27 protein-coding genes and 1 other RNA gene are annotated in these 26254 nt (G+C 63.8%); 13 read left to right on the plus strand and 15 right to left on the minus strand.

Features of this window, described 5'->3' with window-relative positions:
- Window positions 1–150 precede the first annotated feature (150 nt).
- Complete coding sequence (locus ABR948_RS04530; protein WP_428114248.1) at window positions 151–1179, minus strand: peptidoglycan -binding protein; 1029 nt, start codon at window positions 1177–1179, stop codon at window positions 151–153.
- Between the two features lie 25 nt (window positions 1180–1204).
- Window positions 1205–2203, minus strand: coding sequence for a flagellar motor protein MotA (locus ABR948_RS04535; protein WP_428114249.1), 999 nt, complete (start codon window positions 2201–2203; stop codon window positions 1205–1207).
- A 182-nt stretch (window positions 2204–2385) separates the two neighbouring features.
- Between ABR948_RS04535 and ABR948_RS04540 the strand changes: the two genes are divergently transcribed.
- Both ABR948_RS04540 and ABR948_RS04545 read left to right on the plus strand, forming a co-directional pair.
- Window positions 2386–3195: a DUF1295 domain-containing protein gene (locus ABR948_RS04540; RefSeq protein WP_428114250.1), complete on the plus strand. Its 810-nt coding sequence runs from the start codon at window positions 2386–2388 to the stop codon at window positions 3193–3195.
- Window positions 3192–4220 (plus strand): SAM-dependent methyltransferase, encoded by a 1029-nt coding sequence (locus tag ABR948_RS04545; protein WP_428114251.1) that lies wholly within the window; start codon window positions 3192–3194, stop codon window positions 4218–4220. Before ABR948_RS04540 ends, ABR948_RS04545 begins: the two co-directional genes overlap by 4 nt.
- Before the next feature lie 169 nt (window positions 4221–4389).
- On the opposite strand, the gene ABR948_RS04550 is transcribed toward ABR948_RS04545, so the two are convergent.
- From ABR948_RS04550 to tkt, 9 genes are all read right to left on the minus strand, one after another.
- A complete protein-coding gene (locus ABR948_RS04550; RefSeq protein WP_428114252.1) occupies window positions 4390–5184 on the minus strand; it encodes an inositol monophosphatase family protein in 795 nt (264 codons plus the stop codon).
- A 157-nt stretch (window positions 5185–5341) separates the two neighbouring features.
- Entirely contained in the window at window positions 5342–6406 is a 1065-nt protein-coding gene (locus ABR948_RS04555; protein ID WP_428114253.1) for a tetratricopeptide repeat protein, read from the minus strand.
- An 8-nt stretch (window positions 6407–6414) separates the two neighbouring features.
- Window positions 6415–7107 (minus strand): thiamine phosphate synthase, encoded by a 693-nt coding sequence (locus ABR948_RS04560; protein ID WP_428114254.1) that lies wholly within the window; start codon window positions 7105–7107, stop codon window positions 6415–6417.
- Window positions 7108–7109: 2 nt separating this feature from the next.
- Complete coding sequence (locus ABR948_RS04565) at window positions 7110–8138, minus strand: class I fructose-bisphosphate aldolase (RefSeq protein ID WP_428114255.1); 1029 nt, start codon at window positions 8136–8138, stop codon at window positions 7110–7112.
- A 107-nt stretch (window positions 8139–8245) separates the two neighbouring features.
- On the minus strand, window positions 8246–9313 hold the full coding sequence (fba, locus tag ABR948_RS04570) for a class II fructose-bisphosphate aldolase (RefSeq protein WP_428114256.1): 1068 nt from the start codon (window positions 9311–9313) through the stop codon (window positions 8246–8248).
- Between the two features lie 66 nt (window positions 9314–9379).
- Window positions 9380–10573, minus strand: coding sequence for a phosphoglycerate kinase (locus ABR948_RS04575; RefSeq protein WP_428114257.1), 1194 nt, complete (start codon window positions 10571–10573; stop codon window positions 9380–9382).
- A 14-nt stretch (window positions 10574–10587) separates the two neighbouring features.
- Window positions 10588–10716 (minus strand): hypothetical protein, encoded by a 129-nt coding sequence (locus tag ABR948_RS04580; protein ID WP_428114258.1) that lies wholly within the window; start codon window positions 10714–10716, stop codon window positions 10588–10590.
- An 8-nt stretch (window positions 10717–10724) separates the two neighbouring features.
- Entirely contained in the window at window positions 10725–11732 is a 1008-nt protein-coding gene (gene gap / locus ABR948_RS04585; protein ID WP_428114259.1) for a type I glyceraldehyde-3-phosphate dehydrogenase, read from the minus strand.
- 139 nt (window positions 11733–11871) lie between these two features.
- A complete protein-coding gene (gene tkt, locus ABR948_RS04590) occupies window positions 11872–13860 on the minus strand; it encodes a transketolase (protein ID WP_428114260.1) in 1989 nt (662 codons plus the stop codon).
- Between the two features lie 362 nt (window positions 13861–14222).
- Between tkt and ABR948_RS04595 the strand changes: the two genes are divergently transcribed.
- Both ABR948_RS04595 and ABR948_RS04600 read left to right on the plus strand, forming a co-directional pair.
- The gene (locus tag ABR948_RS04595; protein WP_428114261.1) at window positions 14223–14543 is read left to right on the plus strand and encodes a DUF4164 domain-containing protein; all 321 of its coding nucleotides are present in this window, start codon (window positions 14223–14225) and stop codon (window positions 14541–14543) included.
- Complete coding sequence (locus ABR948_RS04600; RefSeq protein ID WP_428114262.1) at window positions 14540–14923, plus strand: cell division protein ZapA; 384 nt, start codon at window positions 14540–14542, stop codon at window positions 14921–14923. The genes ABR948_RS04595 and ABR948_RS04600 overlap by 4 nt, the downstream gene beginning before the upstream one ends.
- Before the next feature lie 74 nt (window positions 14924–14997).
- Here the strand turns inward: ABR948_RS04600 and ABR948_RS04605 are convergent, their stop codons facing one another.
- Complete coding sequence (locus tag ABR948_RS04605) at window positions 14998–15393, minus strand: endonuclease domain-containing protein (protein WP_428114263.1); 396 nt, start codon at window positions 15391–15393, stop codon at window positions 14998–15000.
- Between the two features lie 247 nt (window positions 15394–15640).
- Here ABR948_RS04605 and ssrS point away from each other — a divergent pair.
- From ssrS to ABR948_RS04625, 4 genes are all read left to right on the plus strand, one after another.
- Window positions 15641–15816, plus strand: a non-coding RNA gene (ssrS, locus tag ABR948_RS04610) — 6S RNA.
- A 173-nt stretch (window positions 15817–15989) separates the two neighbouring features.
- Window positions 15990–16571, plus strand: coding sequence for a 5-formyltetrahydrofolate cyclo-ligase (locus tag ABR948_RS04615; RefSeq protein WP_428114264.1), 582 nt, complete (start codon window positions 15990–15992; stop codon window positions 16569–16571).
- 4 nt (window positions 16572–16575) lie between these two features.
- Window positions 16576–17400, plus strand: a complete 825-nt coding sequence (locus ABR948_RS04620) for a TIGR00282 family metallophosphoesterase (RefSeq protein WP_428114265.1) — start codon at window positions 16576–16578, stop codon at window positions 17398–17400.
- A 241-nt stretch (window positions 17401–17641) separates the two neighbouring features.
- Window positions 17642–19261 (plus strand): sensor domain-containing diguanylate cyclase, encoded by a 1620-nt coding sequence (locus ABR948_RS04625; RefSeq protein ID WP_428114266.1) that lies wholly within the window; start codon window positions 17642–17644, stop codon window positions 19259–19261.
- A 51-nt stretch (window positions 19262–19312) separates the two neighbouring features.
- On the opposite strand, the gene ABR948_RS04630 is transcribed toward ABR948_RS04625, so the two are convergent.
- Window positions 19313–19681: a ribbon-helix-helix domain-containing protein gene (locus ABR948_RS04630; protein WP_428114267.1), complete on the minus strand. Its 369-nt coding sequence runs from the start codon at window positions 19679–19681 to the stop codon at window positions 19313–19315.
- Window positions 19682–20033: 352 nt separating this feature from the next.
- On the opposite strand from ABR948_RS04630, the gene ABR948_RS04635 reads away from it, so the two are divergent.
- A complete protein-coding gene (locus ABR948_RS04635; RefSeq protein WP_428114268.1) occupies window positions 20034–20633 on the plus strand; it encodes a cysteine hydrolase family protein in 600 nt (199 codons plus the stop codon).
- A gap of 55 nt (window positions 20634–20688) precedes the next feature.
- On the opposite strand, the gene ABR948_RS04640 is transcribed toward ABR948_RS04635, so the two are convergent.
- Together ABR948_RS04640 and ABR948_RS04645 are read right to left on the minus strand one after the other, a co-directional pair.
- Window positions 20689–20904 (minus strand): hypothetical protein, encoded by a 216-nt coding sequence (locus ABR948_RS04640; protein ID WP_428114269.1) that lies wholly within the window; start codon window positions 20902–20904, stop codon window positions 20689–20691.
- Window positions 20905–21118: 214 nt separating this feature from the next.
- The gene (locus ABR948_RS04645) at window positions 21119–21319 is read right to left on the minus strand and encodes a hypothetical protein (protein ID WP_428114270.1); all 201 of its coding nucleotides are present in this window, start codon (window positions 21317–21319) and stop codon (window positions 21119–21121) included.
- Between the two features lie 19 nt (window positions 21320–21338).
- On the opposite strand from ABR948_RS04645, the gene ABR948_RS04650 reads away from it, so the two are divergent.
- The 4 genes from ABR948_RS04650 (at window position 21339) to ABR948_RS04665 (ending at window position 26239) form a co-directional block, all read left to right on the plus strand.
- On the plus strand, window positions 21339–22244 hold the full coding sequence (locus ABR948_RS04650) for a LysR family transcriptional regulator (RefSeq protein WP_428114271.1): 906 nt from the start codon (window positions 21339–21341) through the stop codon (window positions 22242–22244).
- 149 nt (window positions 22245–22393) lie between these two features.
- Window positions 22394–23353, plus strand: coding sequence for a 5-dehydro-4-deoxyglucarate dehydratase (kdgD, locus tag ABR948_RS04655; protein ID WP_428114272.1), 960 nt, complete (start codon window positions 22394–22396; stop codon window positions 23351–23353).
- Between the two features lie 48 nt (window positions 23354–23401).
- Window positions 23402–24757: a glucarate dehydratase gene (gudD, locus tag ABR948_RS04660; protein WP_428114273.1), complete on the plus strand. Its 1356-nt coding sequence runs from the start codon at window positions 23402–23404 to the stop codon at window positions 24755–24757.
- Window positions 24758–24790: 33 nt separating this feature from the next.
- The gene (locus ABR948_RS04665; protein ID WP_428114274.1) at window positions 24791–26239 is read left to right on the plus strand and encodes an aldehyde dehydrogenase family protein; all 1449 of its coding nucleotides are present in this window, start codon (window positions 24791–24793) and stop codon (window positions 26237–26239) included.
- Window positions 26240–26254 lie beyond the last annotated feature (15 nt).

Below are 26254 nucleotides of genomic sequence, written 5' to 3' on the forward strand. Positions count from 1 at the left end.
CGATAGGGGCGAAGGTGGAAGGGAGTATTCGCCGTCATGCCCGGACTTGATCCGGGCATCCACGAATTTTCCCCTGCGGCGCCTTAAGACGTGGATGGCCGGGACAAGCCCGGCCATGACGATGTGGAGAATTAGCCAAAGACATCACCCTCAGCGTTCCGTCAGCTTCAGCTCGATGCGGCGGTTGCGCTTGTAGGCGTCTTCGGTGGCGGCGGTGTCGAGCGGCTGGAATTCCGCGAACCCGGCCGCGACCAGCCGCTGCGCCGGGACGCCGAGCGAGACCAGATACTGCACCACCGAGATCGCGCGCGCCGACGACAGCTCCCAGTTCGACTTGAACAGCGGGCTGTTGATCGGCCGCACATCGGTGTGGCCGTCGACCCGCAGCACCCAGGCGATTTCACTCGGGATCTGCTTGTCGAGGTCAACAAGCGCGGTCGCCAGCTTGTCGAGTTCGGCGCGGCCTTCGGGCAGCAACAGCGCCTGTCCGGTGTCGAAGAACACTTCCGACTGGAACACAAAGCGGTCGCCGACGATCCTGATATCCGGCCGGTTGCCGAGGATGGCGCGCAGCCGTCCGAAGAATTCCGAACGGTAGCGCGATAATTCCTGCACCCGCTGCGCCAGCGCGACATTAAGCCGCTGGCCGAGATCGGCGATCCGCCCCTGCGATTCCTTGTCGCGTTTCTCCGAGGCATCGAGCGCCTCTTCGAGGGCCGCAAGCTGGCGGCGCAACGCGCTGATCTGCTGGTTCAGAACCTCGATCTGCGCCAGCGCGCGCGCCGACACCTGCTTTTCGGAATCCAGCGCCTTGTTGAGCTCGGAGGCGCGGCCGGCGGCGTCGCTGCCGGCCCCGGCGAGACCTTCATAGAGCCCCTTGATGCGGTCACGCTCGGTCTCCGCGGCCACCAGTCCCGCCCGCACCTGCGAGAGCTGGTCGTCGAGATTGAGCTTGCCGAGCTTTTCCAGCGACAGCAGGTCGTTGAGCTGCGCCAGCTTGGCGTTGAGCTCTTCCAGCGCCTTGTCCTTGCCGGTGACTTCCTGCGACAGGAAGAATTGCACCACCAGAAATACCGAGAGCAGAAACACGATCGAGAGCACCAGCGTCGACAGCGCGTCGACGAAGCCCGGCCAGTAATTGAAGGCGCTTTCGCTGCGGCGTGCACGGGCAAGGGCCATCGGCGTTCTCTGTCAGGTTGTTGGGCTAATGCTTCTCGGGCTGGCGCGCGATCCGCTCCAGCAGTTTCTTGATTTCGCGGTTCTGCTCGCCCTGGCCGTCGGCCCATTCCCGGATCATCTGCTGCTCGGTCCGCATATGCGCGACCAGGCCCTGAATGGCTTCGGCGAGATTGGCCATCGCCGCGGTGGTGCCGCGGTTGTTGCCGCCTTCCTCCATGGTCGCGCGCAATCGCTCGATCGCGTTTTGTAAGTCGCCGCTGGCGCCGGCGGCGGTCTCGCCGGAATATTCGCGCACCGTGGAGGCGAGCCAGTCTTCGAGATCGGTATAGAACCGGTTCTGGGCCTGGCTTGATTGCAGGTCGAGAAAGCCGAGAATCAGCGAGCCGGCGAGGCCGAACAGCGACGACGAGAACGAAATGCCCATGCCGCCGAGCGGCGCCGCCAGGCCTTCCTTGAGGGTGTCGAACAAGGCGCCGGCGTCGCCGCCGACTTTCAGGCCGTCGATCACCTTGCCGACCGAGCCGACGGTTTCGATCAGGCCCCAAAATGTGCCGAGCAGTCCGAGAAAGACCAATAGGCCGGTCATGTAGCGGGAAATGTCGCGGGCCTCGTCGAGCCGGGTCGCGATCGAATCCAGCAGATGCCGCATGGTCTGCTGCGAGATCGTCATCCGCCCGGTGCGCTCGCCGCCGAGGATCGCCGCCATCGGCGCCAGCAGCGTCGGGTGCCGCTCGACCGCCAGACCGGGATCGGCGATGCGGAAATTGTTGACCCAGGCGACTTCCGGATAGAGCCGGATCACCTGGCGGAAGGCGAGGATGGTGCCGATCAGCAGCACCAGGCCGATCAGCGCGTTGAGCCCGGGATTGGCGAAGAAGGCATTGATGATCTGCTTGTAGAGCACCACCATCAGCAGCGCGCACAGCACCAGGAAGACCAGCATCCGCACCAGGAAAATCCTCGGCGAGGACAATTTGCTCAGTTCGATCTCCATCGCGGAGCGGGCAGAGGGGCCTGAAGGCATTGCCGGTGTCATCCGTTGGGGGGAAGGCGTTTCGGGCACCAATATGGCACAGCGGGCCTGAGAAAAAAGGCCGGTTGCGGTCGGCCTGAGGCGAGAACAGGGAACTTCCGCGTGAAACCCGGCTTAGACTTGTGCGTATTTTACAAATCTTTGACGCCCCAGGCGGTTAACGGGAATTTCGGATGGGTTTGTATGTTTGGGCGATCGCCGCGATCGCGCTGTCTCTGTCGGTGCTGATGGCGGGCGCGTGGATGGTGCAGCAGCGCACCGGCAATTCCGGCTGGGTCGACACCATCTGGACCTTCTCGCTCGGGCTGGTCGGCGCCGCCAGCGCGCTGTGGCCGGTGGCAGGCGCCGCGCCGAATGCGCGGCAATGGCTGGTGGCGGTCCTGGTAGCGATCTGGTCGCTCCGGCTCGGCCTGCATATCGCGGTGCGGACAGCGGGGATTACAGACGATCCGCGCTATGCCGCCTTCGCCAAGGAGTGGGGCGTCGATTCGCCGCGCAGGATGTTCGTGTTTCTGCAGAATCAGGGCTTCGGATCGATCCCGCTGGTGTTCTCGATTTTTGTCGCGGCGCGCTTTCCGTCGGAGCTGCTGCGGCTGCAGGATTATCTGGGCGTGCTGATCCTGTTGGCCGGGATATCAGGCGAAGCCCTGGCCGATGCGCAGCTCAAGCGCTTCCGCCTCGATCCCACCAACCAGGGCCGGGTCTGCGACATCGGCCTGTGGCGCTGGTCGCGGCATCCGAATTATTTCTTCGAATGGTTCGGCTGGCTGGCCTATCCCGTGATCGCGCTGTCAGCCGTTTATCCCTGGGGCTGGGCGACCTTGCTGGCGCCGGCCTTCATGTACTGGATCCTGGTGCATGTCACCGGCATCCCGCCGCTCGAGCAGCAGATGCTGCGTTCGCGCGGCGAGCGCTACCGCGACTATCAATCGCGTACCAGCATGTTCTTTCCGTTGCCGCCGCAAAAGGGAGTGGTGACATGAGCCTGATTTCCTCCGTGATAGGCACCGCCGAACGGGTGCCGCTGCCCGATCTTGTGATCCGCGCCGCGATCCAGCGGCTGTGCTCGCGCACCGCGACGAGGCTGGCCCGCGGCAATGCCGAAAGCGATGCCGTGTTCGCGGACGACATGGCGGCCCGCGCCATCGCCGAACATACCGGCGCGGCCAATGCCCAGCATTACGAGGTCCCTGCGGCGTTCTTTGCGCGCGTGCTGGGGCCGAACCGCAAATATTCGTCGTGCTTCTACAAGGGGGCGGAATCGACGCTGCAGGAGGCCGAGGAGGAAGCGCTGCGCCAGACCGTCGCGCATGCCGACCTCGCCGACGGGCAATCGATCCTCGAACTCGGCTGCGGCTGGGGTTCGCTGTCGCTGTGGATGGCGCGGCAATTCCGCAATGCCGAGATCACCGCGGTATCGAACTCGCATTCGCAGCGCGAATATATCGAGCAGGAGGCGGCCGCGCGCGGGCTGACAAATCTTCGCGTCGTCACCGCCGACATGAACGTGTTCCACCCCGAGCAGAAATTCGACCGCGTCGTCTCGATTGAAATGTTCGAGTACATGATGAACTGGCGCGAATTGATGACGCGGGTGAAATCATGGCTGGCGCCGGACGGCCGCTTCTTCCTGCATATCTTCACCCATCGTGCCGGCGCCTATCTGTTCGATCGCGCCGACGGCGAGGACTGGATCGCGCAGCATTTCTTCACCGGCGGGGTGATGCCGAGCCACCATCTGATCCGGCAATATTCTGACTTGTTCGAGGTCGAGAAGGAATGGCGCTGGAGCGGCAGCCATTATCAGCGCACCGCGCTGGACTGGCTCGCCAATTTCGATGCCCATCGCGACGAGATCGAAAGCATCCTGCGTTCGGTCTACGGCACCGACACAAACTTATGGATGCGGCGCTGGCGCTGGTTCTTCCTCGCCACCGCGGGCCTGTTCGGCTACGCCGACGGCAGCGAATGGGGCGTCAGCCATTACCGGATGAAGGCGGCGGGATAATTTTGCCGGTCATTGCCGGATTGCTTTTCCCCTCTCCCCTTGTGGGAGAGGGTGGCGCCTCACGAAGTGAGGCGACGGGTGAGGGGTCTCTCACCGCGAGTCCGAACCCCCTCATCCGGCGCTTCGCGCCACCTTCTCCCACAAGGGGAGAAGGGAAAGAGAAGCGTCCCTACTTCCCCAGCGGCTTCAGAATCTTCACCAGTTCGGCGTGGACGAATTCATTGCCGCAGATCACGTTGCCGGTCTTGAGCGGGTCGTCGTCGCCGGCGATGCCGCTGATGGTGCCGCCGGCCTCGCGCACCATGATCTGTCCCGCGGCCATGTCCCAGGGCTGCAGATTGCGTTCCCAGTAGCCGTCGAGGCGGCCGGCCGCAACGAAGGCGAGGTCGAGCGAGGCGGCGCCGAACCGGCGCAGGCCCGCCACTCTGTTCTGGATGGCGGTCATTTCCAGCCGCGACAATTCATGGTCGCCGCGGCCGATATGCGGCAGGCCGCAGGCCACCACGCATTCATCGAGCTTGCGCCGGCCGGCGACGCGCAGGCGTTGGTCGTTGAGGAAGGCGCCCTTGCCGCGTTCGGCGAGATAGAGGTCGTCATTGGCCGGATTGTAGATCAGGCCCGCGATCATGGTGCCCTCGCGCTGCAGCCCGATCGAGATCGCGAATTGCGGGATGCCGTGCAGGAAATTGGTGGTGCCGTCGAGCGGATCGACGATCCAGGTGTGGCTCTTGTCGGCGCCTTCGCGGGTGCCACCTTCCTCGCCGATGAAGCCGTAGCCGGGCCGGGCCTTGATGAGGTCGTCGTAGAGCATCTCCTCGGCGCGCTTGTCGGCCATGGTGACGAAATTGGCGGGTCCCTTCAGCGAGACCTGAAGATGCTCGATCTCGCCGAGGTCGCGCTTGAGACTGCGGCCGGCGCGGCGCGCGGCTTTGACCATGACGTTGATAAGGGCTGAATGCAGCATGATCCCGGCTTGTAATGGATGTTTCGAGGGGTGGAAGTGCGCTCCCACTTCCAGCGAGGGTCGGGGTGAGGGGGACGGTTTCAGAGAGGTTCGAACCCCTCACCCCCAGCCGGGCCTTGGACTGGGTGCCCTGCGGTTGCGGTGGCGTCAAGGCGGATCATTTGGCGCCGACCCATTTGCGGGCCGCGGCCTCGGCCTTGGCGCGATCCTCGGGCTTTAGCTTCGACATGGCCGCGTCGAGCTCGGGGTCGCCCTTCCCGGCGGTTTTCGCCACCAGGTGCCATTTGAAGCCCTCGACCAGGTCTCCCGCTTCGCCCTGTCCGCTCACCAGCACGCGCGCCAGGCGATTCTGGGCGATCGGGTTGTTTTGCCTGGCGGCCTTGCGCAACAGGGCGACCGCGGCGGCTTCATTCTTGGGCGTGCCGGTGCCGTTGTAGAGCGCGATCGCGTATTCGACCTCGGCGTCGACATTGTCGGCGAGGGAGGCCGCCTGCAGCAGCCGGACCGACTTTTCGACGTCTTTCGGGACACCCGTGCCTTCCTTGTAGAAGGTCGCGAGCGCGTATTGCGCTTCCGCATTGCCGGCATCGGAGGCAAGGCGAAGCAGTTCGGCGGCGCGCCGCAGGTCCTGCGGCAGCGTCTGGCCGTCGAGATAGAGCAGCGCCAGATTGTACGCCGCCTTCGGGCTGCCGAGCTTGGCCGAGGACGCCATCAATTTCACGGCCTCCTCGCGATTGACCGGGCCACCACGGCCGCCGAGCCGCATCATGGCCAGCGCGAACATGCCCTCGCGATCGCCGCCATCGGCGGCGCGCTTGTACCATTCGGCTGCTTTCACATAGTCGCGCTTGACGCCCAGCGCATTGGCGCAGAGCTCGCCGAGCATGGTCATCGCCTTGGGGTCGCCACTATCCTGCACGCGCTTGGTCGCGAGATCGAAGGCGGTCTTGTAGAGGCCGCGCTGATAGGCGCCGTAGACCAGATCGACATTGGGATCGTCGGGCACAGGGGCGGGGATAACGGTCACGGTCGGCGCCGCCGCGGGCTTTGCGGTTGCCGCCGGCTTTTTGGCGGCCGGCTTTGCTTTCGGTTTGGAAGCGGGCTGGCTCGCCGCCGGCGGTGGCGTCTGCGCCGGAGGCGGCATCAGCGACATTTGCGCGGCGGCGCTTGCCGTCAAGATCAAAAGGCTTGCGAGCACCGCGATCGGACGCAGGATCTTCATTGCCGGCGTCATCCCTGGGCGGCTTTGGCTGTTTCGGCCGTCGCGGCGTGCGCTTGCCGGATCGCCTGCTCCGCCTCTCTCAGGGCCACCGCGGCGCCACGCGGATCGTTCCAGATGAAATCGCCGACCAGAACGAAATCGGCGCCGGCCGCGGCGAATTCGCGGGCTTCATCGAGTGACGCGGCGAATCCGACACAGGGCGGTTCGAACAGCTCGGCCCACCACTCCAGACGTTCGGCGATGGCGTCGATGGATGGCCGCTGTCCCCTGGCGTCGGGCTCGCCGAACAGCACGTAGTCCGCACCGGCTTCGCCCGCGGCCATCGAATCGTGTCGCGTTGTCAGCCCGCCGATGCCGGCGATGCGGTCGGGTTTCAGCGTCGGCAGGGCATCCTCCATCGCAGCGATGCCGGTCAGATGGGCGCCATCGGCGCCGGCGCGCGCGACCAGTTCGACATGGCCATCGAGCAACAGCGCCGCGCCCTTGTCCTGGACCGCCGGTGCCAGCGCCTTGATCCGCGAGATCATGGTGCGCTGGTCGGTGGGCTTGAGCCGCACCAGGACGGCCGCGACATCGGCCTCGGCGAGCAGGCGCGGAAGGCTGGCCAGCAAGGCCGTGGGCAAGGCTTGGGAATCGTCGACCTCAGGCGTCGCGAGATAGAGACGCGGCACGGGGCGCGGCGGGGCAGGTTTCGTGGCCAAGTCTATGCCGCCTTCCTGGCTTCCAGATCGGCCTGCCACTCGCCCTTGCTGGCGAGCGAATTCATCCGTGCGCGATGGATGAAGGCGAGCTTACCCGCGGCGACGTTCTCGGCCTTGCCCGACCACGCCTTTTGCGGCGCCGCCTGCAGCGCGCGGCCGTAGGAGAAGGTGAGCGGCCACGGCAGGCCAGAGGTCCGGTTCATGGCGTCAAGATGCGCGGTGGCGTCCTGGTCGGACTGCCCGCCGGACAGAAAGGCAATGCCGGGAACCGCGGCGGGCACGCAGGTCTTCAGCAGCCGGATGGTTTTCTCCGCGACTTCCGCAACGGAGGCTTGCTTTGGGCTCTTCTTGCCGGCGATCACCATGTTGGGTTTCAGGATCATGCCTTCCAGCGCGACGCGCTGGATCCGCAATTCCTGAAAGGTCTTGTTGAGCACGCGCTCGGTCACTTCATAGCAGCGGTCGATGTCGTGATCGCCGTCCATCAGCACTTCCGGCTCGACAATGGGTACGATCTGCGCGGCCTGGCACAAGGCCGCGTAACGGGCCAGCGCATGGGCGTTGACATGGATCGCCGTCCTGGAAGGGATATCCTGGCCGATATCGATCACCGCGCGCCATTTGGCGAACCGTGCGCCCTGCCGGTAATATTTTTCCAGCCGCCCGGCGAGCTGGTCCAATCCGGTGGTGATCAATTCACCGGGGCAACCCGGCAACGCCTGCGTGCCCTCATCGACCTTGATGCCGGGGATCGCGCCGGATTGTTCGATCAGCCTGACCAGCGGTGTGCCGTCGGCGGCATTTTGCCAGATGGTTTCGTCATAGAGGATGACGCCGGAGATGTACTGCGTCATGGCCTCACTGGCCCGAAACAGCATTTCGCGATAGTCGCGGCGGGTTCCCTCGGTCGACGCCACGTTGATGTCGTCGAAGCGCTTCTTGATGGTGCCGGAGGATTCGTCGGCCGCGAGCAGGCCCTTGCCCGGCGTGACCATGGCCAGAGCGACCTTGTTGAGATCGGCGAGATTCATCGGTGCCTCTCCAGAGCGGGGTATCCCTGCAAGTCAGGATAGACAAGTCAAAATAGACGGTTCTCGGGCAATTCCCAAAAAAAGGTTGGGCGCTGGAAGCGAGAGGCTTATGCGACTTTCGGATCGAGCTCGCCCTTGACGTAGCGCTTGGCCATCTCGGCGGTGGTCAGCACCTTCTTGATCTTGCCGGCCTGCCCCGCGGTATTGAATTCCTGCAGCCGCTGCTTGCACAGCTTGGCCATCGCTTCCATCGCCGGCTTGAGATATTTGCGAGGATCGAATTCCTCCGGATTGTCGTGCAGCACCTTGCGGATCTGGCCGGTCATCGCCATGCGATTATCGGTGTCGATGTTGATCTTGCGGACGCCGTTCTTGATGCCGCGCTGGATCTCGCTGACCGGCACGCCCCAGGTCGCTTTCATCTTGCCGCCATTGGCGTTGATGATGTCCTGCAGGTCCTGCGGCACCGAGGATGACCCGTGCATCACCAGATGCGTGTTGGGCAGCTTGCGGTGAATTTCCTCGATCACGTTCATCGCCAGGATGTCGCCGTCCGGCTTGCGGGTGAACTTGTAGGCGCCGTGCGAGGTGCCCATCGCGATCGCCAGCGCGTCGACCTTGGTCTCCTTGACGAATTTGACCGCCTCGTCCGGATTGGTGAGCAGCTGGTCGTGCGACAGCTTGCCCTCGGCGCCGTGGCCGTCTTCCTTGTCGCCCATGCCGGTCTCGAGCGAACCCAGCACGCCGAGTTCACCCTCGACCGAAATGCCGCCGAGATGCGCCATGTCGGTGACGGTCTTGGTGACGCCGACATTATAGTCCCAGTCGGCGGCGGTCTTGCCGTCGGCCTTCAGCGAGCCGTCCATCATGACCGAGGTGAAGCCGGCCTGGATCGCGGTCATGCAGGTATCGGGTCCGTTGCCGTGATCGAGGTGCACGCAGACCGGAATCTGCGGATAGATTTCGGTGACCGCATCCATCATGTGTTTGAGCATGATGTCGTTGGCGTAGGAGCGCGCGCCGCGCGAGGCCTGGATGATGACCGGCGCATCGAGGCTGGAGGCGGCTTCCATGATGGCCAGCGCCTGCTCCATATTGTTGATGTTGAAGGCCGGCACGCCGTAATCGTGCTCTGCCGCGTGGTCGAGCAATTGACGCAACGTGATCCGAGCCATCTGTCCTGTTCTCCGCGTTGGGGCTGCAATGCCCGTCCAAAGATCATGCTCAAGCAAAGAGCTGAGCTAGCGTATCCTTAAAACCTCGACCCCGGGCAATGGTTTCCCTTCCATCCATTCAAGAAACGCGCCGCCCGCGGTTGAAACATAGCTGAAATCGCCGGCCACGCCGGCCTGATTCAGGGCCGCCACCGTGTCGCCGCCGCCGGCGACCGAAATCAGCTTCTTGGCTTTGGTCCGCTCGGCCGCGTGCCGTGCCGCCACCATGGTGCCGCGGTCGAATGGCGTCATCTCAAAGGCGCCGAGCGGTCCGTTCCAGACCAGCGTCTTGGCGTCGTCGATCGCGGCGTGAATCCGCGCCACCGATTGCGGCCCGACATCGAGGATCATGCCGTCCGGGGGGATCGCGTCGAGGCCGTAGGCGTGCGATGGCGAGTTGGCGGCGAAGTGAAACGCGACCACGGCATCCACGGGGAGGATGATGGCGCAATTGGCCGCTTCCGCCTTGTCGATGATCCGCAGCGCCGTCGCCGCGAGGTCCTTTTCCGCCAGCGACTTGCCGATGCCGACGCCCTGGGCATGCAGGAACGTATTGGCCATGCCGCCGCCGATCACCAGCGCATCGACCTTGCTGACGAGATTTTCCAAAAGATCGATCTTGGTCGAGACCTTGGCACCGCCGATGATCGCGATCACCGGCTTGGTCGGGGCCTCCAGCGCCTTCGCCAGCGCGTCGAGTTCGGCCTGCATGGTACGCCCGGCATAGGCCGGCAATTGGTGGCCGAGGCCTTCGGTCGAGGCGTGCGCCCGGTGCGCCGCCGAGAACGCATCATTGACCCAGATGTCGCCGAGTTTTGCGAGTTCGGCTGTAAATGCCGGATCGTTCTTTTCTTCTTCTTTATGGAAGCGGGTGTTTTCCAGGCAGAGGATGTCGCCATCCTTCATCGCGGCGACGGCCTTGGCGGCGATCTCGCCGACGCACTCCTCGGCAAATGCCACCGGTCGCTTGATCACCTGCGCCAGCGCGGCCGCGACCGGTTTCAGCGAATCCTTGGCGTCGCGTCCCTTGGGCCGGCCGAAATGCGCGAGCAGGATGACCTTGCCGCCCTTGCCGGAAATCTCAAGGATGGTCGGCGCCACGCGTTCGAGCCTGGTGGCGTCGCTGACGTGGCCGTTTTCCATCGGCACGTTGAGGTCGACGCGCAGCAGCACGCGCTTGCCCTTTACATCGACGTCATCGAGGGTGCGGAACTTGTTCATGTGACGATCACAAGTTAGAGGACGCGCTCGGGCGGATCCCCATCCTGCCTGGTCGTGACCTTCGTGCCCTGGCGAAAGCCGTACACGATAAACGCGATCAACAGGACCGCGCCGGGAATGCCGATCCAGGCCGGAAGGGTCATTGAGCCCCCTATAGCAATTTCCCCATCGCCACGGCGGTATCCGCCATGCGGTTGGAAAAGCCCCATTCATTGTCGTACCACGACATCACCCGCACCAGCGTGCCGTTCTGCACCTTGGTCTGGTCCATGTGGAAGGTGGACGAGTGCGGGTCGTGGTTGAAGTCGATCGAGACGTTGGGCGCGGTGGTGTAGCCGAGGATGCCCTTGAGCTGCTGCTCGCTGGCGCGCTTCATCGCCTCGTTGATTTCTTCCTTGGTGGTCTTGCGCGAAGCCACGATCTTGAGATCGATAACCGAGACGTTCGGGGTCGGCACGCGGATCGCGACGCCGTCGAGCTTGCCCATCAGTTCCGGCAGCACCAGGCCGATCGCCTTGGCCGCGCCGGTGGAGGTCGGGATCATCGACATCGCCGCGGCGCGGCCGCGGTACAGATCGCTGTGCAGCGTGTCCAGCGTCGGCTGGTCGCCGGTATAGGCATGGATCGTGGTCATGAAGCCGGTCTCGATGCCGACGGTGTCGTTCAGCACCTTCACCACCGGCGCGAGGCAGTTGGTGGTGCACGAACCGTTCGAGACCACGAGATGTTCCTTGGTCAATTTATCGTGGTTGACACCGAACACGATGGTCGCGTCGGCGCCGTCCGACGGCGCCGAAACCAGCACGCGCTTGGCGCCGGCGACAAGATGCGCGGAGGCCTTGGCCTTGGCGCTGAAAATGCCGGTGCATTCCAGCGCGATGTCGACGCCGAGTTCCTTCCACGGCAGCGTATTGGGATCGCGAACCGCGGTGACCTTGATCTTGCCGTTGCCGACGCTGATCGTGTCGCCATCGACGGTCACGGTACCGGGAAAGCGGCCATGGACCGAGTCGAAGCGCAACAGATGCGCGTTGGTCTCGACCGGGCCGAGGTCGTTGATGCCAACCACCTCGATATCCGTGCGGCCGGATTCGGCGATGGCCCGCAGCACGTTGCGGCCGATGCGACCAAATCCGTTGATAGCGACCCGGATTGCCATGCTCGTTTCTCCTCTAAAAGCTGATGCCATCCCCGCAGGAAGCGCTTCCCACGGAGATTCTGACTGCGGATCGCCCGGTTCGGCCGGACGAGAACGGAAAATGGTGCTCTTTCGTAGTCCTTTTTCGCGGCGATCTCAACTATTCGCCCAGGCGCTTCAGCACTGCATTAACCGTCGCCTCAGCGGTAATTCCAAAGTGCTTGAAAAGGTCCTTGGCCGGCGCGCTGGCGCCGAAGCCATGCATGCCGATAAATGCGCCATCCTGGCCGATCACGGCGTCCCAGCCCCAGCGTACCGCGGCCTCGATCGCGACCTTGACCGGGGCCTTGCCGATGATCGTCTGCAGCTTGTCCGCCGGCTGCGCCAGCAGCAATTCGAGCGAGGGCACCGAAACTACCCGCGTCGCAATGCCGCGCTCGGCCAGCTGTTTCTGCGCGGCGACCGCGATCTCGACCTCGGAGCCGGTGGCGAACAGCGACACTTTGGCCTCGCCCTGCGCGGCGACCAGTTCATAGCCGCCCTGGCTGCAGGGATTGTCGGAGCGCGCTGACGTGCGCAATTGCGGAAGGTTCTGGCGGGTCAGCGCCAATACCGTCGGCCCGTCGATCCTGTTCAGCGCCAGCTCCCAGCACTCGGCGACTTCGACCGCATCGCAGGGACGGAACACCCGCATGTTGGGGATGGCGCGCAGCGCGGCGAGGTGTTCGACCGGCTGATGCGTCGGTCCGTCCTCGCCGAGCCCGATCGAATCGTGGGTCATCACATAGACCACGCCGGTGCCCATCAGCGCCGCGAGCCGCATCGCCGGGCGGGCATAGTCGGTGAACACCAGGAAGGTGGCGCCGTTGGGCGCGAACCCGCCATGCAGGAAGATGCCGTTCATGGCCGCGCACATGCCGTGCTCGCGGATGCCGTAATGCACGAAGCGGCCCTTCGGCGTCTTGGCCGCGAACGATACCGCTGACTTCGCCTTGTTGTTGTTGGAGCCGGTGAGATCGGCCGAGCCGGCGAGAAACTCCATCGGCATCGCCGCGACGATCGCCTCGATCACGGATTCCGACGATTTGCGGGTCGCGATGTTCTGCGGCGTCTCCAGCAGCATCTTCTTGTGGGCCTTGAACGCTTTCGCCAGCGAGGCCGGCCGCTCGTGCCGCAGCCGGCGGTCGAATTCGGCGCGCTTGCGGGCGGACAAAGTCGCCATCCGGACTTCCCATTCCTTGCGCGCGGGGACGCCGCGGCTGCCGGCTTCGCGCCAGGCCTTCAGGACGTCGTCGGGGACCGAGAACGGCTCCAGCGAAATGCCGAGTTTTTCCTTGGCGCCCTTGAGCTCCGCGGCGCCGAGCGCCTCGCCATGCGCCTTGTTGGTGCCGGCCTTGGTCGGCGCGCCGAAACCGATCGTGGTCTTGCAGGCGATCAGCGACGGCTTGCCGGATTTCTGCGCGCGGGTGATCGCCGCGGCGATCGCGATCGGATCATGGCCGTCGATGTGTTCGGCCGCCCAGCCGGCGGACTTGAAACGTTTCACCTGGTCGACCGAGTCGGACAGCGAGGTCGGGCCGTCGATCGAAATGCCGTTGTCGTCATACAGCACGATCAGCTTGTTGAGCCGCCAGTGTCCGGCCAGTGCGATCGCTTCCTGCGAGACGCCCTCCATCAGGTCGCCGTCGGAGCACAGCACGTAAGTATGGTGGTCGACCGCCTTCTTGCCGAACTCGGCCGCGAGCATTTTCTCGGCGACCGCCATGCCGACCGAGGTCGCGATGCCCTGGCCCAGCGGACCCGTCGTGGTCTCGATGCCCTTGGTGTGGAAATTCTCGGGATGGCCCGGGGTCAGCGATCCCAGCTGGCGGAAATGCTTGATCTGGTCGAGCGTCATGTCGACATTGCCGGTCAGGTAAAGCAGCGCATACAGCAGCATCGAGCCGTGGCCCGCCGACAGCACGAAGCGGTCGCGGTCCGGCCATTTTGGATCGGCCGCATCGAATTTCAGGAATTGCGTGAACAGCACGGTGGCGACATCGGCCGCGCCCATCGGCAGGCCGGGATGGCCGGAATTTGCCTTCTCGACGGCATCCATCGCCAACCCGCGGATCGCATTGGCCATACGGGTATGATCGACATTCGTCATGATGAAAATCCGCCTGAAATGAGCTGTTTGATGGCGACCCGCCGGTCGAGCTAAGTGCCTCGGAAGGCCTGGCCGGCCAAATCTTGTTAGCTTGAGAAGGCTTGTTGAATGGAGAGGGCAAGGCTGGATAGCATCTGTATTCCCGGAGTCCAAGGCGGTGCAACGCGCTATGGGGCTGAAAAGTTGCTTTGCGGTGCATAGTTCGCGAGCGGCGTTGCGCTGGCCTCGCTTGCCACGTAAATTTCGCTGCCTAAACGCTTGCCGAACCGCGGATTTTGCCGTGCGTGCGGCTTCGGTTGCGGCTAAGTCATTTGGGTTGCGGCTTAAGTGTTGCGGCTTGGGTAAGGTGTGCGCTGTCTGTCATGAGCGATCGTCCCGCCAACGGTTCGGGCCCTGCCGAACCAGCCTTCGTCGACATCGACGCCGCGACACGGCGGCTGATGGCGGCGCTCGACGCTTTGGAAAGCGCGGTCGAGCGGCGGCGCGAAGCCGACCGCGACGAGAATGAACTGGCGACCCGGATTCAGGCGCTCGGCGCGGATCGATCGCGGCTCGCCGACGAACTCGACGGATCGCTGGTGAAATCGCGCCGGCTGGAGCGCGCCAATCGCGAAATCGCCGAGCGGCTGGACGCGGCGATCGGCACCATCCGTTCGGTGCTCGATGCGGGAGAGAGCTCATGAGCCATATCAACGTCACCATCAACGGCCGGCAATACCGGATGGCCTGCGAGGCAGGACAGGAGGTGCGGCTGCTGCGGCTCGCCGAGAGCCTGGAATCGCGGGTCGAAAGTCTGCGCGGCAAGTTCGGCGAAATCGGCGATGCGCGGCTGACCGTGATGGCGGCGCTGACGGTGTGCGATGAACTGGTCGACGCCAACAATCGTATCCGCAGCCTCGAGGAGGAGCTCGACGCGCTGCGCGACGTCCGCGTGGTGGCGGCGGACCGCGCCCGGGCGACCCAGATCGCGGTCGCCAATGCGCTGAACTCCGCCGCCGAGCGGATCGAGAAAACCACGCAAGTGCTCAACCGCACCATCGGCGGCGGCGTCGCGATCGGGTAGCGCATGGCTCAACCCTCCCCTGGAGGGGGAGGGTCGCTTGCGCTCGTCGAGCGCAAGCGGGGTGGGGTGAAGGTCTATCGTCGCCGCCGGTGTTTCAGCGGCTCGGCCGGAGCCTCGCGCGAACCATGCAACTCCACATAGATCCGCTCGAGTACCGCGTTCAGATCGTCCGTGATCTCCGAATTCCAGAACCGGACGACGCGATATCCCTCCTGCTTTAGCCAAAGCTGTCTTTCACGATCGCGCTTGGCGGTTTCGTCGTCATTATGATGACCACCGTCGAGTTCGATGACGAGATGGGCAGCTGGGCATAAGAAGTCCACAACATAGGGGCCGATCGGCGCCTGACGTCGGAAGTGTGTGCCGTCTACCGGCAGTTCTTTCAGCGCGCGCCATAGGGTTCGCTCATGGGGCGTGGTGCTGGCTCGCAATTTCTTGGCCGTTGCTCGGCGGATCGAAGTCGAGACCATAGGCATCCCACCCGCGGATAGATCACCCCACCCCGTCTCGCATCTCGCTGCGCTCTATGCGAGCCGACCCAGAGAGCGAGCTTCGCTCGTCTCGACCCCTCCAGGGGAGGGTAAGTGGAGCGCATCCGCGAAATCAGAGCAAGGGAAGGCGGCACGTTCGGGCCTTTTCGCCCTCCCTTGCAGGGGAGGGTAATCATCTCCCGCCTTAACGCTGGCGGTTTGGATGCATCGTGGTTACATTGACCGGGCGAAGCTGTGTCGCGCGTCAGGAGCCATATATCCCCGGGGCCTTATCGATCCTTCAGGGATCGATCCTTCAGGGAACTGTCCCTGGCCAGGTCCGTGGACTTGGTCACATGGTGCCCACCTACTTTCGTAGGGAACTCCGGGATCGAGCGCTCCAACGGCCATCGCGGCTTCGCACTTTATTTATTGAGTATGGCCTCCGTCGTCGTGGCCGGGCTCGTCCAGCCCTTTCCGTCATACCCCGCGAAAGCGGGGTATCCAGTACGCCGCGGCGTCTCGGGTTACTACGACTGCTCCCGAATACTGGATCACCCGCTTTCGCGGGTGATGACAGCGACATATGACGCGACATGTCTGGTAGCTCTGCGACCTCAAAGGCTGATCTGCGCACCGCCGGGCTCGCGGCGCGCGAGGCGCTGAGCGGAGATGAGCGCGCCGCCGCGGCGCAGGCCATCGCCGCGCGCGGACTGCCGCTCAAGATCGCGCCCGGCACGATCGTGTCCGGCTACTCGCCGATCCGCAGCGAGGTCGATCCGGCGCCCTTGATGCGCTCGCTCGCCGCGCAAGGCGCGCAACTGGCGCTGCCGGTGGTGCTGGCGCGCGGCAAGTCGCTGTCGTTTCGGGCCTGGTCACCCAGCGACAGGCTGGTTTTGGGATCACTCGGTATTCCCGAGCCGTCGCCGGCGGCCGCCGAGGTCATGCCCGACATCATGCTGGTGCCGCTGGCGGCGTTCGATGGTCTGGGACATCGCATCGGCTACGGCGCCGGGCATTATGATTTCACCCTGGCGCATCTGCGCAAATTGAAGCACGTCATCGCCATCGGTCTCGCCTTCGCGGCGCAGGAAATCGTCGCCGTACCGGCGCTGCCGCACGACGTGGCGCTGGATTATGTGCTAACGGAAACCGATATGCTCGATTTCCGGAGTTGATGATTTGCGCATTCTGTTCGTCGGTGACGTGGTCGGCAGGGCCGGGCGCACCGCCATCTCGGAGCATCTGCCCGGCATGATCCGCGACTGGGCGCTCGACCTGGTCGTGGTCAATGGCGAGAACGCCGCCGGCGGCTTCGGCATCACCGAGGCGATCTACCAGGAATTCATCGACGCCGGCGCCGACGCGGTCACGCTCGGCAATCATGCCTGGGATCAGCGCGAGGCGCTGGTGTTCATCGAGCGCGCGCCGCGGCTGGTTCGCCCGGCGAATTTTCCGAGGGGCACGCCCGGCCGTGGCGCGGCACTGGTCGACACCAAAAGCGGCCAGCGCGCGCTGGTCATCAACGCCATCGGCCGCGTCTTCATGACGCCGTTCGACGATCCGTTCAGGGTCATCAACCGCGAACTCGAAGCCTGTCCGCTGCGCGAGGCGGCGGATGCCGTGGTGGTCGATTTCCATGGCGAGGCGTCCAGCGAAAAACAAGGCATCGGGTTTTTCTGCGACGGCCGCGCCAGTCTGGTGGTCGGCACCCACACCCATGTGCCGACCGCCGACCATCAGATCCTCACCGGCGGCACCGGCTACATGACCGACGCCGGCATGACCGGCGATTATGACTCGATCATCGGGATGCAGAAGGAAGAACCGCTGCGGCGGTTCACCTCGGGCATTCCGTCGGGACGGTTCGAGCCGGCGCTTGGTGTTGCCACGCTGAGCGGGGTCGCGGTCGAGACCGACGATGCCACCGGGCTCGCGCTCAAGATCGCGCCGGTGCGGCTGGGTGGCCGGCTGGAGCCGGCGCTGCCGGGGTTCTGGGTGGGGTAGATCGCGGCCTGGTCAGTGTGACGCCGGGCCAGCTCCTGAATTGCGAATGCCAGGCTTCTTTTTTGCGCGGGGCCGGAATAGTGCGGCGATTTCAACCGGTTTCGCGGTGATTTGTGAACCATATGCGGCGAATTCCCATTGACATTAATCCCCTGCACTTTCCACGGGCGCACTAAGGGAGGAAACGAACGGCAGGCTGAATTCCGTGGCAAGGGTTGAAGTCACAAACCGGGTGCGAAGGTTGCTGTGGTCGCGTAGGTCCGAACGGGCGCGCGACACGCCTGGCCAGGTATGGGCGCAGTCGCACCACTGGCTCACCATTCCGATTCTCTTGCTGGCGTTCTGCTTTTCAGCGGTGTGCGGGTGGGTTCTGTTGGAGGGGCGCCGCACGACCGAGGCGCGCGCCACCGAGGTCGCCACCAGCCTCGCCAACTCGCTCAGATCCGATATCGCGAGCAACGTGGAAGCCCTGAATCGATCGCTCGTGGTGGTGACGAACAATCTGAGGCTGCCGGGGCTCGATCGCCTCAGTCCGGAAATGCGTCAGCATGTGTTGTTCGACCATTCCCCCACCGCCCGTTATCAGACTTCGATGTTCGTCGTCGATGAATCGGGTCAGATCACGCACGATTCCAGGCAGCTCAGCCCCCCGCAAAAGAATCTGTCCGACCGGGACTATTTCCAGGTCCACAGGGACGATGACTCCGCAGGTCTGTTCATCAGTCGGCCGCTGGTGTCCCGATTCGACGGCCGCATGCTGGTGGCGTTCAGCCGGCGGCTGTCGCATCCGGATGGCTCCTTTGCCGGCGCCGTGTTCGGCGCCATGCCGCAGGATTATTACCAGTCGGTGTTCAGGGATATATCGCTCGGCCCCGATGGCACGGTGACGTTGGTACGTACCGACGGCGTCGTGCTGATGCGCTGGCCCTACCAGGAAGATTTTATCGGCAGCAACATCAGGCAATCCGGACTGTTCGTTCACTTTGCAGGCGCTCCCAGCGGCCATTATGAATCCCGGGCGGTGTCGGACGAGATCAAACGGCTGTACGTGTATGCCCAGGTCGACAATCTGCCGCTGATCATCGTGGTCGGCCAATCGCTCGACGACATTTTCGCGCCGTGGCGGGGTCAGGCGCTCGCCATCGGCGCACTGATGGCGGCGTTGTGTGCGATGACGGTGATGTTGGCGGCCTTTCTGAATCGCGAGCTCGCACGTCGGAGCGCCGCGGAGAGGAAGCTCACCATTCTGGCCACGATCGACGGGCTCACGGGTCTTGCCAACCGGCGGCATTTCAACCGGACATTGGCCTATGAATGGCGGCGTGCGATGCGCAGCCGTGCCCCTGTTGCGCTGCTGATGATCGACGCCGACAATTTCAAGACCTACAATGACGGTCATGGCCATCAGGCCGGCGACAGTCTGCTGCAGACCATTGCTGCGTCGATCGCCGCGAATGTGAAGCGCTCTTCGGATCTCGGTGCGCGCTACGGCGGCGACGAATTCGCCGTTCTGCTGCCGGATACGTCGCTTGAGTATGCCGCAGCGCTCGCAGAGCGGATTCGCGAGGATCTGATGGTCCGCTGCAGCGCGAACGAAATCCAGCGCGGTAACGCGCAATTGAGCATCGGCGTCGCGTCGCTCGTGCCTCGCGCCGAGGCAAAGCACCGCGATCTCGTCGCTGCCGCGGACAAGGCGCTCTATCAGGCCAAACGTCTCGGCCGCAATCGCTCCGAGTTGGCTGAAACCGATGCGGGCGCTCTGGCGCCTGACGCCAGCGCAAATTCCGCCGCGGGTGGTCCGGCCGCCCTGACGCGATCTTCTTCCGCCGCCACCCAGCTCCAGCGGTCACGCGTCCGTTGAATAAGAGACATCGCCGTCGCGATCGAGGAGCCGCGGCATCGCCTGTAAAACCTAGATCGCCCGGGCCGGCGGCTCAAACGCGGCGTGTTCGCGCGCCAGCACGGCATTGGCGTCGAGCGACCAAATCGGCACCGAGACGTCACCGGGGATGCCGCCCGAGATTTGCAGCGAAAGGTAGCGCAGGCAGCACACGCGCAGGAAGGAGGTGAAGTTCTGAACCTCGCCGCGGGCTTCGGTGACTTCATCGTAGAGTTTGGTGATCAGCTGGTTGATGTTCATGGCATCACGCTGACCGATTTCGCCCAGCACCTGCCAGAACAGATTTTCCAGCCGGATACTGGTGACGACACCGTGCAATCGCATCGATCGGGTGGTGGTCTCGTAGAGGGTCGGGTCGGCGCGAACGAATATCTTGCACATGAGCACCTCGGCTATCCCGGCGGTTGGCAGTGGTGAAAGCCAAGCTTAGCCGCGTCACCGCCGCGCCGCCACCTCTTTCCCGTCAGCGGATCCGGTGAAGCGCCTGAGCTTGAATGCAGACGGCGCGCGCGCGTAGTAACGGGTTATTACGCCAGCGATATAGCGCTGTGTTTGATCGGCGGAACTTCAATCAGCGCGGCGGTAGCAATGGGTTGTTACCCGCCGCGCGATGATCCGGCCTAGCCTGGCTTGGCCCGAACAACGGGCAGACGAGGCCCATGGTTGCAAAATCGTCGGCTGAAAAATCGCCGGCTGCAAAATCGTCAGGGCAGGAACAACGGGAGCAAGGTCCATGAATCCAAAAACAACAGCCATTGTGTTGATCGAATACCAGAACGACTTCACCACCCCGAAGGGCGTCTTTCATGACGGCGTCAAGGGTGTGATGCAGTCGAACAACATGCTCGCCAACACCGTCGAGTTGGTGAACAAGGGCCGGGAAGCCGGCGTGACCGTGATGCATGCGCCGATCAGCTTCGCGGAAGGCTACGGGGAACTCACCGGCAACCCCTATGGAATCCTCAAAGCGGTGGTCGACAACAAGGCGTTTCGCAAGGGATCGTGGGGCGCGGCGATTGTCGACGTGTTGAAGCCGCACCCGGAAGACATCGTGATCGAAGGCAAGCGCGGTCTCGACACGTTTCCCAGCACCAATCTCGATTTCATTCTGCGCAGCAAGGGGATTCAGACCGTCGTGTTGGGCGGCTTCCTGACCAATTGCTGCGTGGAATCGACCATGCGCAGCGCCTATGAACGCGGGTTCGACGTCATCACGCTGAAGGACTGCACGGCGGCGCTGAGCGAGGAAGAGCAGAACATGGCGCTGGCGCACAATTTCGGAATGTTCTCACGGCCGATGAATCACGACGAAGTCCTGAAGCTCCTGAGCTGAGCCTGTCAGGGATATGGGTACCAAAGGGGCGGCGCGAGCCGCCCCGCTGCCCGACTTACAGGATCGGCACGCCCGACGAAAAGTCACGGGACGAGAACAGGGAAGCGTTGGCGGCTGAATCGCTGCCGCCGTGGCGGGGATCGACGAGCGCGAAGCCGATCATGAACAGCATGATTGCAGCGACGAATGCGACGACCGAACATTCAAAGCTCGATATCGAAGATCGCCGGGCATTTTGGCTGACCGCTGAATAGGCGAGAGGCGCTGGCATGGGACACTTTCCAATGGGTTGGCGTGGCGTCTGTTGTGCAAACCCATGCTCGCGAATGGGGCTGCGGTGCTGATTTCAGGCCACGATTAGCACGCGCCTCCTCTGACCGAATGTGAACGGGATCATATCTGGCGAGAAATACTTCCATCGAAACGAGAATTCCCGCGAGCGACTGACTTTCGTCAGCACGCAAGCCCGCGATGCCTTGGCTCGATCAACGGATCGTCTGGATGTCGTCGGTCTGATCGGCGGCGGCCTCGCCGGGCGCCATCGCATCTTGCAAATCGATCATGTTTCGCCCGGATCGTGCGGCGGCTGGGACCGGCGTTTTTGTCTTGGAGGTTGTCGTCTTGGAGGTTGTCTTGGGGTTGTCCCTGGGGGCATCAATGCTAGAGTTGACTTTCAAGTAACTCATCCATTCCGGACAAGCATCGATGTTCGACCTGAGCCAGCTCCGTTGCTTTGTGACCGTCGCGGAAGAGCTGCACTTCGGCCGCGCCGCGGCACGGCTCAATATGACCCAGCCGCCGCTCAGCCGGCAGATCCAGGTGCTGGAGCACATTGTCGAGGCGACGCTGCTCGATCGTACCAGCCGTTCCGTTCAGCTGACCCCGGCGGGCCGCAGTTTCCTGCCCGAGGCCAAGCGCATTCTGAAATTGGCGGAAAGCGCTTCGCAGGTGGCGCGCCGGATCGCGATGGGAAAGGCCGGATCGATCAAGATCGGCTTCACCGCCGCGGCGGCCTACGGTTTCCTGCCGGAATTGATCGCCGCCTGCCGCGTGAAGCTGCCGGACGTCGATCTGTCGCTGAAGGAAATGGTTTCGGGCGATCAGCTTGAAGCGCTCGCGTCCGGCCAGATCGACGCCGGATTGCTGCGACCGCCGATCGCGCGTGCCGGATTGTCGTCGGTGCGGGTGGTGGCCGAACGCCTCCTTGTTGCCGTGCCGGACGGCCATCGCTTCGCCGCCGCCACATCGCTCAATCCCAGGGATCTCGATGACCAGCCCTTCGTGATGTATTCGCCCTATGAGTCCCGGTATTTTTACGAGCTGCTGGTCACCCAGTTTACGCGGGCGGAAATCCTGCCGCGCTATGTCCAGCATCTCAGCCAGATTCATTCCATTCTCGCGATGGTGCGCGCCGGCCTCGGCCTCGCGATCGTGCCGGAAGCCGCCGCCGGCCTGAATTTCAGCGGCGTGCAATTGCGCCCGCTGCGGCTACGCGCCCCGGCGCCGGTCGAACTCTTCCTGGTCTGGCGGCGAGACGACGAGAACCCGCTGCTGCCCTCGCTGATCGACATTGCCGGCGGCCTTGCGCCGGCTCATACCCAGGAAGACTGAGAAGATTGATGCATATTTGGTATTGTTCGATCCAGTAATTGGCTTGGACTGGCATCCATCCGCTCCCTAGAAAGAACGGGAACAAGCGCTTCGCCGGGGTTTCGGCGCCGCTTTTCCCCCGAACGCCTTTGACCAGGAGCGACTGCACCATGAGCAAGATGACCCCGCATGAAATGGCCCGGCACATCGGCGGCGGCCTGCTTTCCTTCCCTGTGACCCCGTTCAAGGCGGATTACTCGTTCGACGAGGCGACCTATCGTTCCAATATGGACTGGCTCTGTGGCTACGAGGTCGCGGGACTATTCGCCGCCGGCGGCACCGGCGAGTTCTTTTCGCTGACGCCTGCCGAGGTCGCCAGGGTCGTCGCGGTGGCCGTCGACGAAACCAAGGGCCGCACCCCCGTTCTCGCCGGAACAGGCTATGGCACCGCCCTCGCAACGGAGATCGCGGTCTCGGCGGAAAAAGCCGGCGCCGATGGCCTGCTGCTGCTGCCACCCTATCTGATGCATTCGGAGCAGGAGGGTCTTGCGGCGCATGTTGAAGCGGTCTGCGCGTCGACCAGGCTCGGCGTGATCGTCTATAACCGGGATAATGCGATGCTGAACGAGGACACGCTGGCGCGGCTGTGCGACCGCTGCCCCAATCTCGTCGGCTACAAGGACGGCGTTGGCGATATCGAGCTGATGACCCGCGTCCGCGCCCGTATCGGCGACCGCCTGACCTATGTCGGGGGATTGCCGACGGCGGAGACGTTTGCGCTGCCCTATCTCGACATGGGCGTCACCACCTATTCATCGGCCGTGTTCAACTTCGTGCCGGAGTTCGCCACCGCCTTCTATGCCGCCGTCCGCCGCCGCGACCACGCGACCATTGACGCCGGGCTGAAGAATTTTATCCTGCCGCTGATCGCGATCCGTAACCGGAAGAAGGGCTACGCCGTCTCGATCATCAAGGCGGGCATGAAGGTGATCGGCAGGGATTCCGGACCGGTACGTTCGCCGCTGACAAATCTGAACGAAAGCGAGACCGCCGAGCTGGCAGCCCTGGTTGCCAGCCTGCCGGGCGCGATCGCGGGCAATCGCCAAGCGGCTAAACAAGCGGCTGAATAAGAAGCGGCTGAATCGCAGGCCGGACCGGGCCTGCAGCGGGAGGACAAGGTGATCCAGGATTCTGTGCGCTCCGGCTTCTCCGGCGCGCCAAAAGTGACCGGAATGCAGGTTATCCCGGTCGCCGGCCGTGACAGCATGCTGCTCAATCTGAGCGGCGCGCATGCGCCATTCTTCACCCGCAACATCGTCATCCTCACCGACGATTCCGGGCATGCCGGCGTCGGCGAGGTCCCCGGCGGCGAGAAGATCAGAAAGACGCTCGAAGATGCCCATGACCTGGTCGTCGGCAAGACGATCGGCGGCTGCAACAATATTCTTGCAGCCGTTCGCGCGCAGTTTGCCGATCGTGATTTGGGCGGACGAGGCAAGCAGACCTTCGATCTACGCGTCACCATTCACGCCGTGACAGCCATCGAATCGGCGCTTCTTGATCTGCTCGGCCAGCATCTGGGCCTTCCAGTCGCGGCCCTGCTCGGCGAAGGCATCCAGCGCCAATCCGTCGAGACACTGGGCTATCTCTTTTATGTCGGCGACCGTCACAAGACCGATCTGGCCTATGCCGACGGCGCAGGCGCCGAGAACGACTGGTTTCGGCTCCGCCACGAAGTGGCACTGACCTCGGATGCGATCGTGCGCCTCGCCGAGGCGACGCACGACCGCTACGGCTTCGCCGATTTCAAACTCAAGGGCGGCGTGCTGCGCGGCGAGCAAGAGATCGAGGCGGTGACGGCGCTTGCCAACCGTTTCCCGAAGGCGCGGGTCACGCTCGACCCCAACGGCGCATGGTCGCTCGATGAGGCGATCCGTCTGTGCAAGGGTATGCAGGGTATTCTGGCCTATGCCGAAGACCCCTGCGGCGCCGAAGACGGCTTTTCCGGCCGCGAGATCATGGCGGAATTCCGTCGCGCGACCGGCCTGCCCACCGCGACCAACATGATCGCCACCGATTGGCGTCAATTGTCGCATGCGCTGCGGCTGGGCGCCGTCGACATTCCACTCGCCGACCCGCATTTCTGGACCATGCAGGGCTCGGTGCGCGTCGCTCAGACCTGTCGGGACAACGGCCTGACCTGGGGCTCCCATTCCAACAACCATTTCGACATTTCGCTCGCCATGTTCACGCATGTCGCGGCCGCCGCGCCCGGCAGAGTGACCGCCATCGACACGCATTGGATCTGGCAGGATGGACAGAACCTCACCGCGGATCCATTGCAGATCCTGCGCGGCAAAATCGCGGTTCCCGACCGCCCGGGTCTCGGTGTGGAGATCGACCGGGCGGCTATTGAAGCGGCGCATAAGCTTTACAAGACACACGGGCTCGGTGCCCGTGACGATGCATTGGCCATGCAATTCCTGATTCCCGGCTGGAGTTTTGACGACAAATCCCCTTGCCTCGTGCGCTGACACGGTTCGCCAGCGATCAATCGGAGAAATAAAATGAACGCCGTCCTGAAGAATTATGTCGCCGGCGAATGGGCCGCCGGTGCAGGCATCAGCCGCAACGTCAATCCGTCGAACACCAAGGACATCATTGGCGAATACGCGAAGGCCGATTCGGCGCAGACCTTGCAAGCCATCGCCGCGGCCAAGGCGGCATTCCCCAAATGGTCGCGCTCGACGCCGCAGGAGCGGTTTGATGCGCTCAATCGCATCTCCACTGAGATCCTTTCGCGCAAGGACGAACTCGGCCATCTCCTGGCGCGGGAGGAAGGCAAGACGCTGGCCGAGGGCATCGGCGAGGTCGCGCGCGCCGGACAGATCTTTGCGTTCTTCGCCGGCGAGGCCCTGCGCCTGACCGGGGAGAAGGGGGCTTCGGTACGTCCCGGCCTCGACGTCGAGATCACGCGCGAAGCGGTCGGCGTCGTCGGCCTGATCACGCCCTGGAACTTTCCGATCGCGATTCCGGCGTGGAAGATCGCGCCGGCGCTGTGCTTCGGCAATACGGTGGTTTTCAAGCCGGCGGAGATCGTTCCGGGGTCCGCCCACGCGCTCTCGGAGATCATCGCGCGCTCGGGTATTGCGGCCGGCGTCTTCAATCTGGTGATGGGATCGGGCTCGGTGGTCGGCCAGACCTTGATCGAGCATCCCGACGTCGCCGCCGTGTCCTTTACCGGTTCGGTCGCAACCGGCCGCAGGATCGCGCAGGCCTGCGTCGCCTCCACGCCGATGAAGAAATTCCAGCTCGAGATGGGCGGCAAGAATCCGCTGGTCGTGCTCGACGACGCCGATGTGAAAGTCGCGGTCGAGGCCGCCGTCAACGGCGCGTTCTTTTCCACCGGCCAGCGCTGTACCGCGTCTTCCCGGCTGATCGTCACCCAGGGCATTCACGATCGTTTCGTCGAGGCGCTCACCGAACGCGTCAAGGGACTGGTTGTCGACGATGCCTTGAAGACGGGCACTCATATGGGTCCGGTGGTCGACCAGAACCAGCTCGATCAGGACATCAGCTATATTGGGATCGGCAAGGACGAAGGCGCCAAACTGCACTGGGGCGGCGAACGGCTCAATCGCGAAACGCCCGGCTTCTACCTGCAGCCCGCGATCTTTACCGGCGCCACCAACGCGATGCGGATCGCCCGCGAGGAGATTTTCGGTCCGGTCGCCAGCGTGATCGCGGCCCGGGATTACGACGAGGCGCTGGCGATTTCCAATGACACCGAATTCGGCCTTGCGGCCGGCATCTGCACGGCAAGCCTGAAATATGCCTCGCATTTCAAGCGCAACAGCGAGGCGGGCATGGTGATGGTCAACCTGCCGACCGCCGGCGTCGACTACCATGTGCCCTTCGGTGGCCGCAAAGGATCGAGCTACGGCGCGCGCGAGCAGGGCGCCTACGCACGCGAGTTCTACACCATCGTGAAAACCGCCTACACCTATCCCGGCTGATTTTCGACAAAGGGA

This window comes from Bradyrhizobium sp., assembly GCF_050014615.1.
Classification (GTDB): Bacteria; Pseudomonadota; Alphaproteobacteria; order Rhizobiales; family Xanthobacteraceae; genus Bradyrhizobium.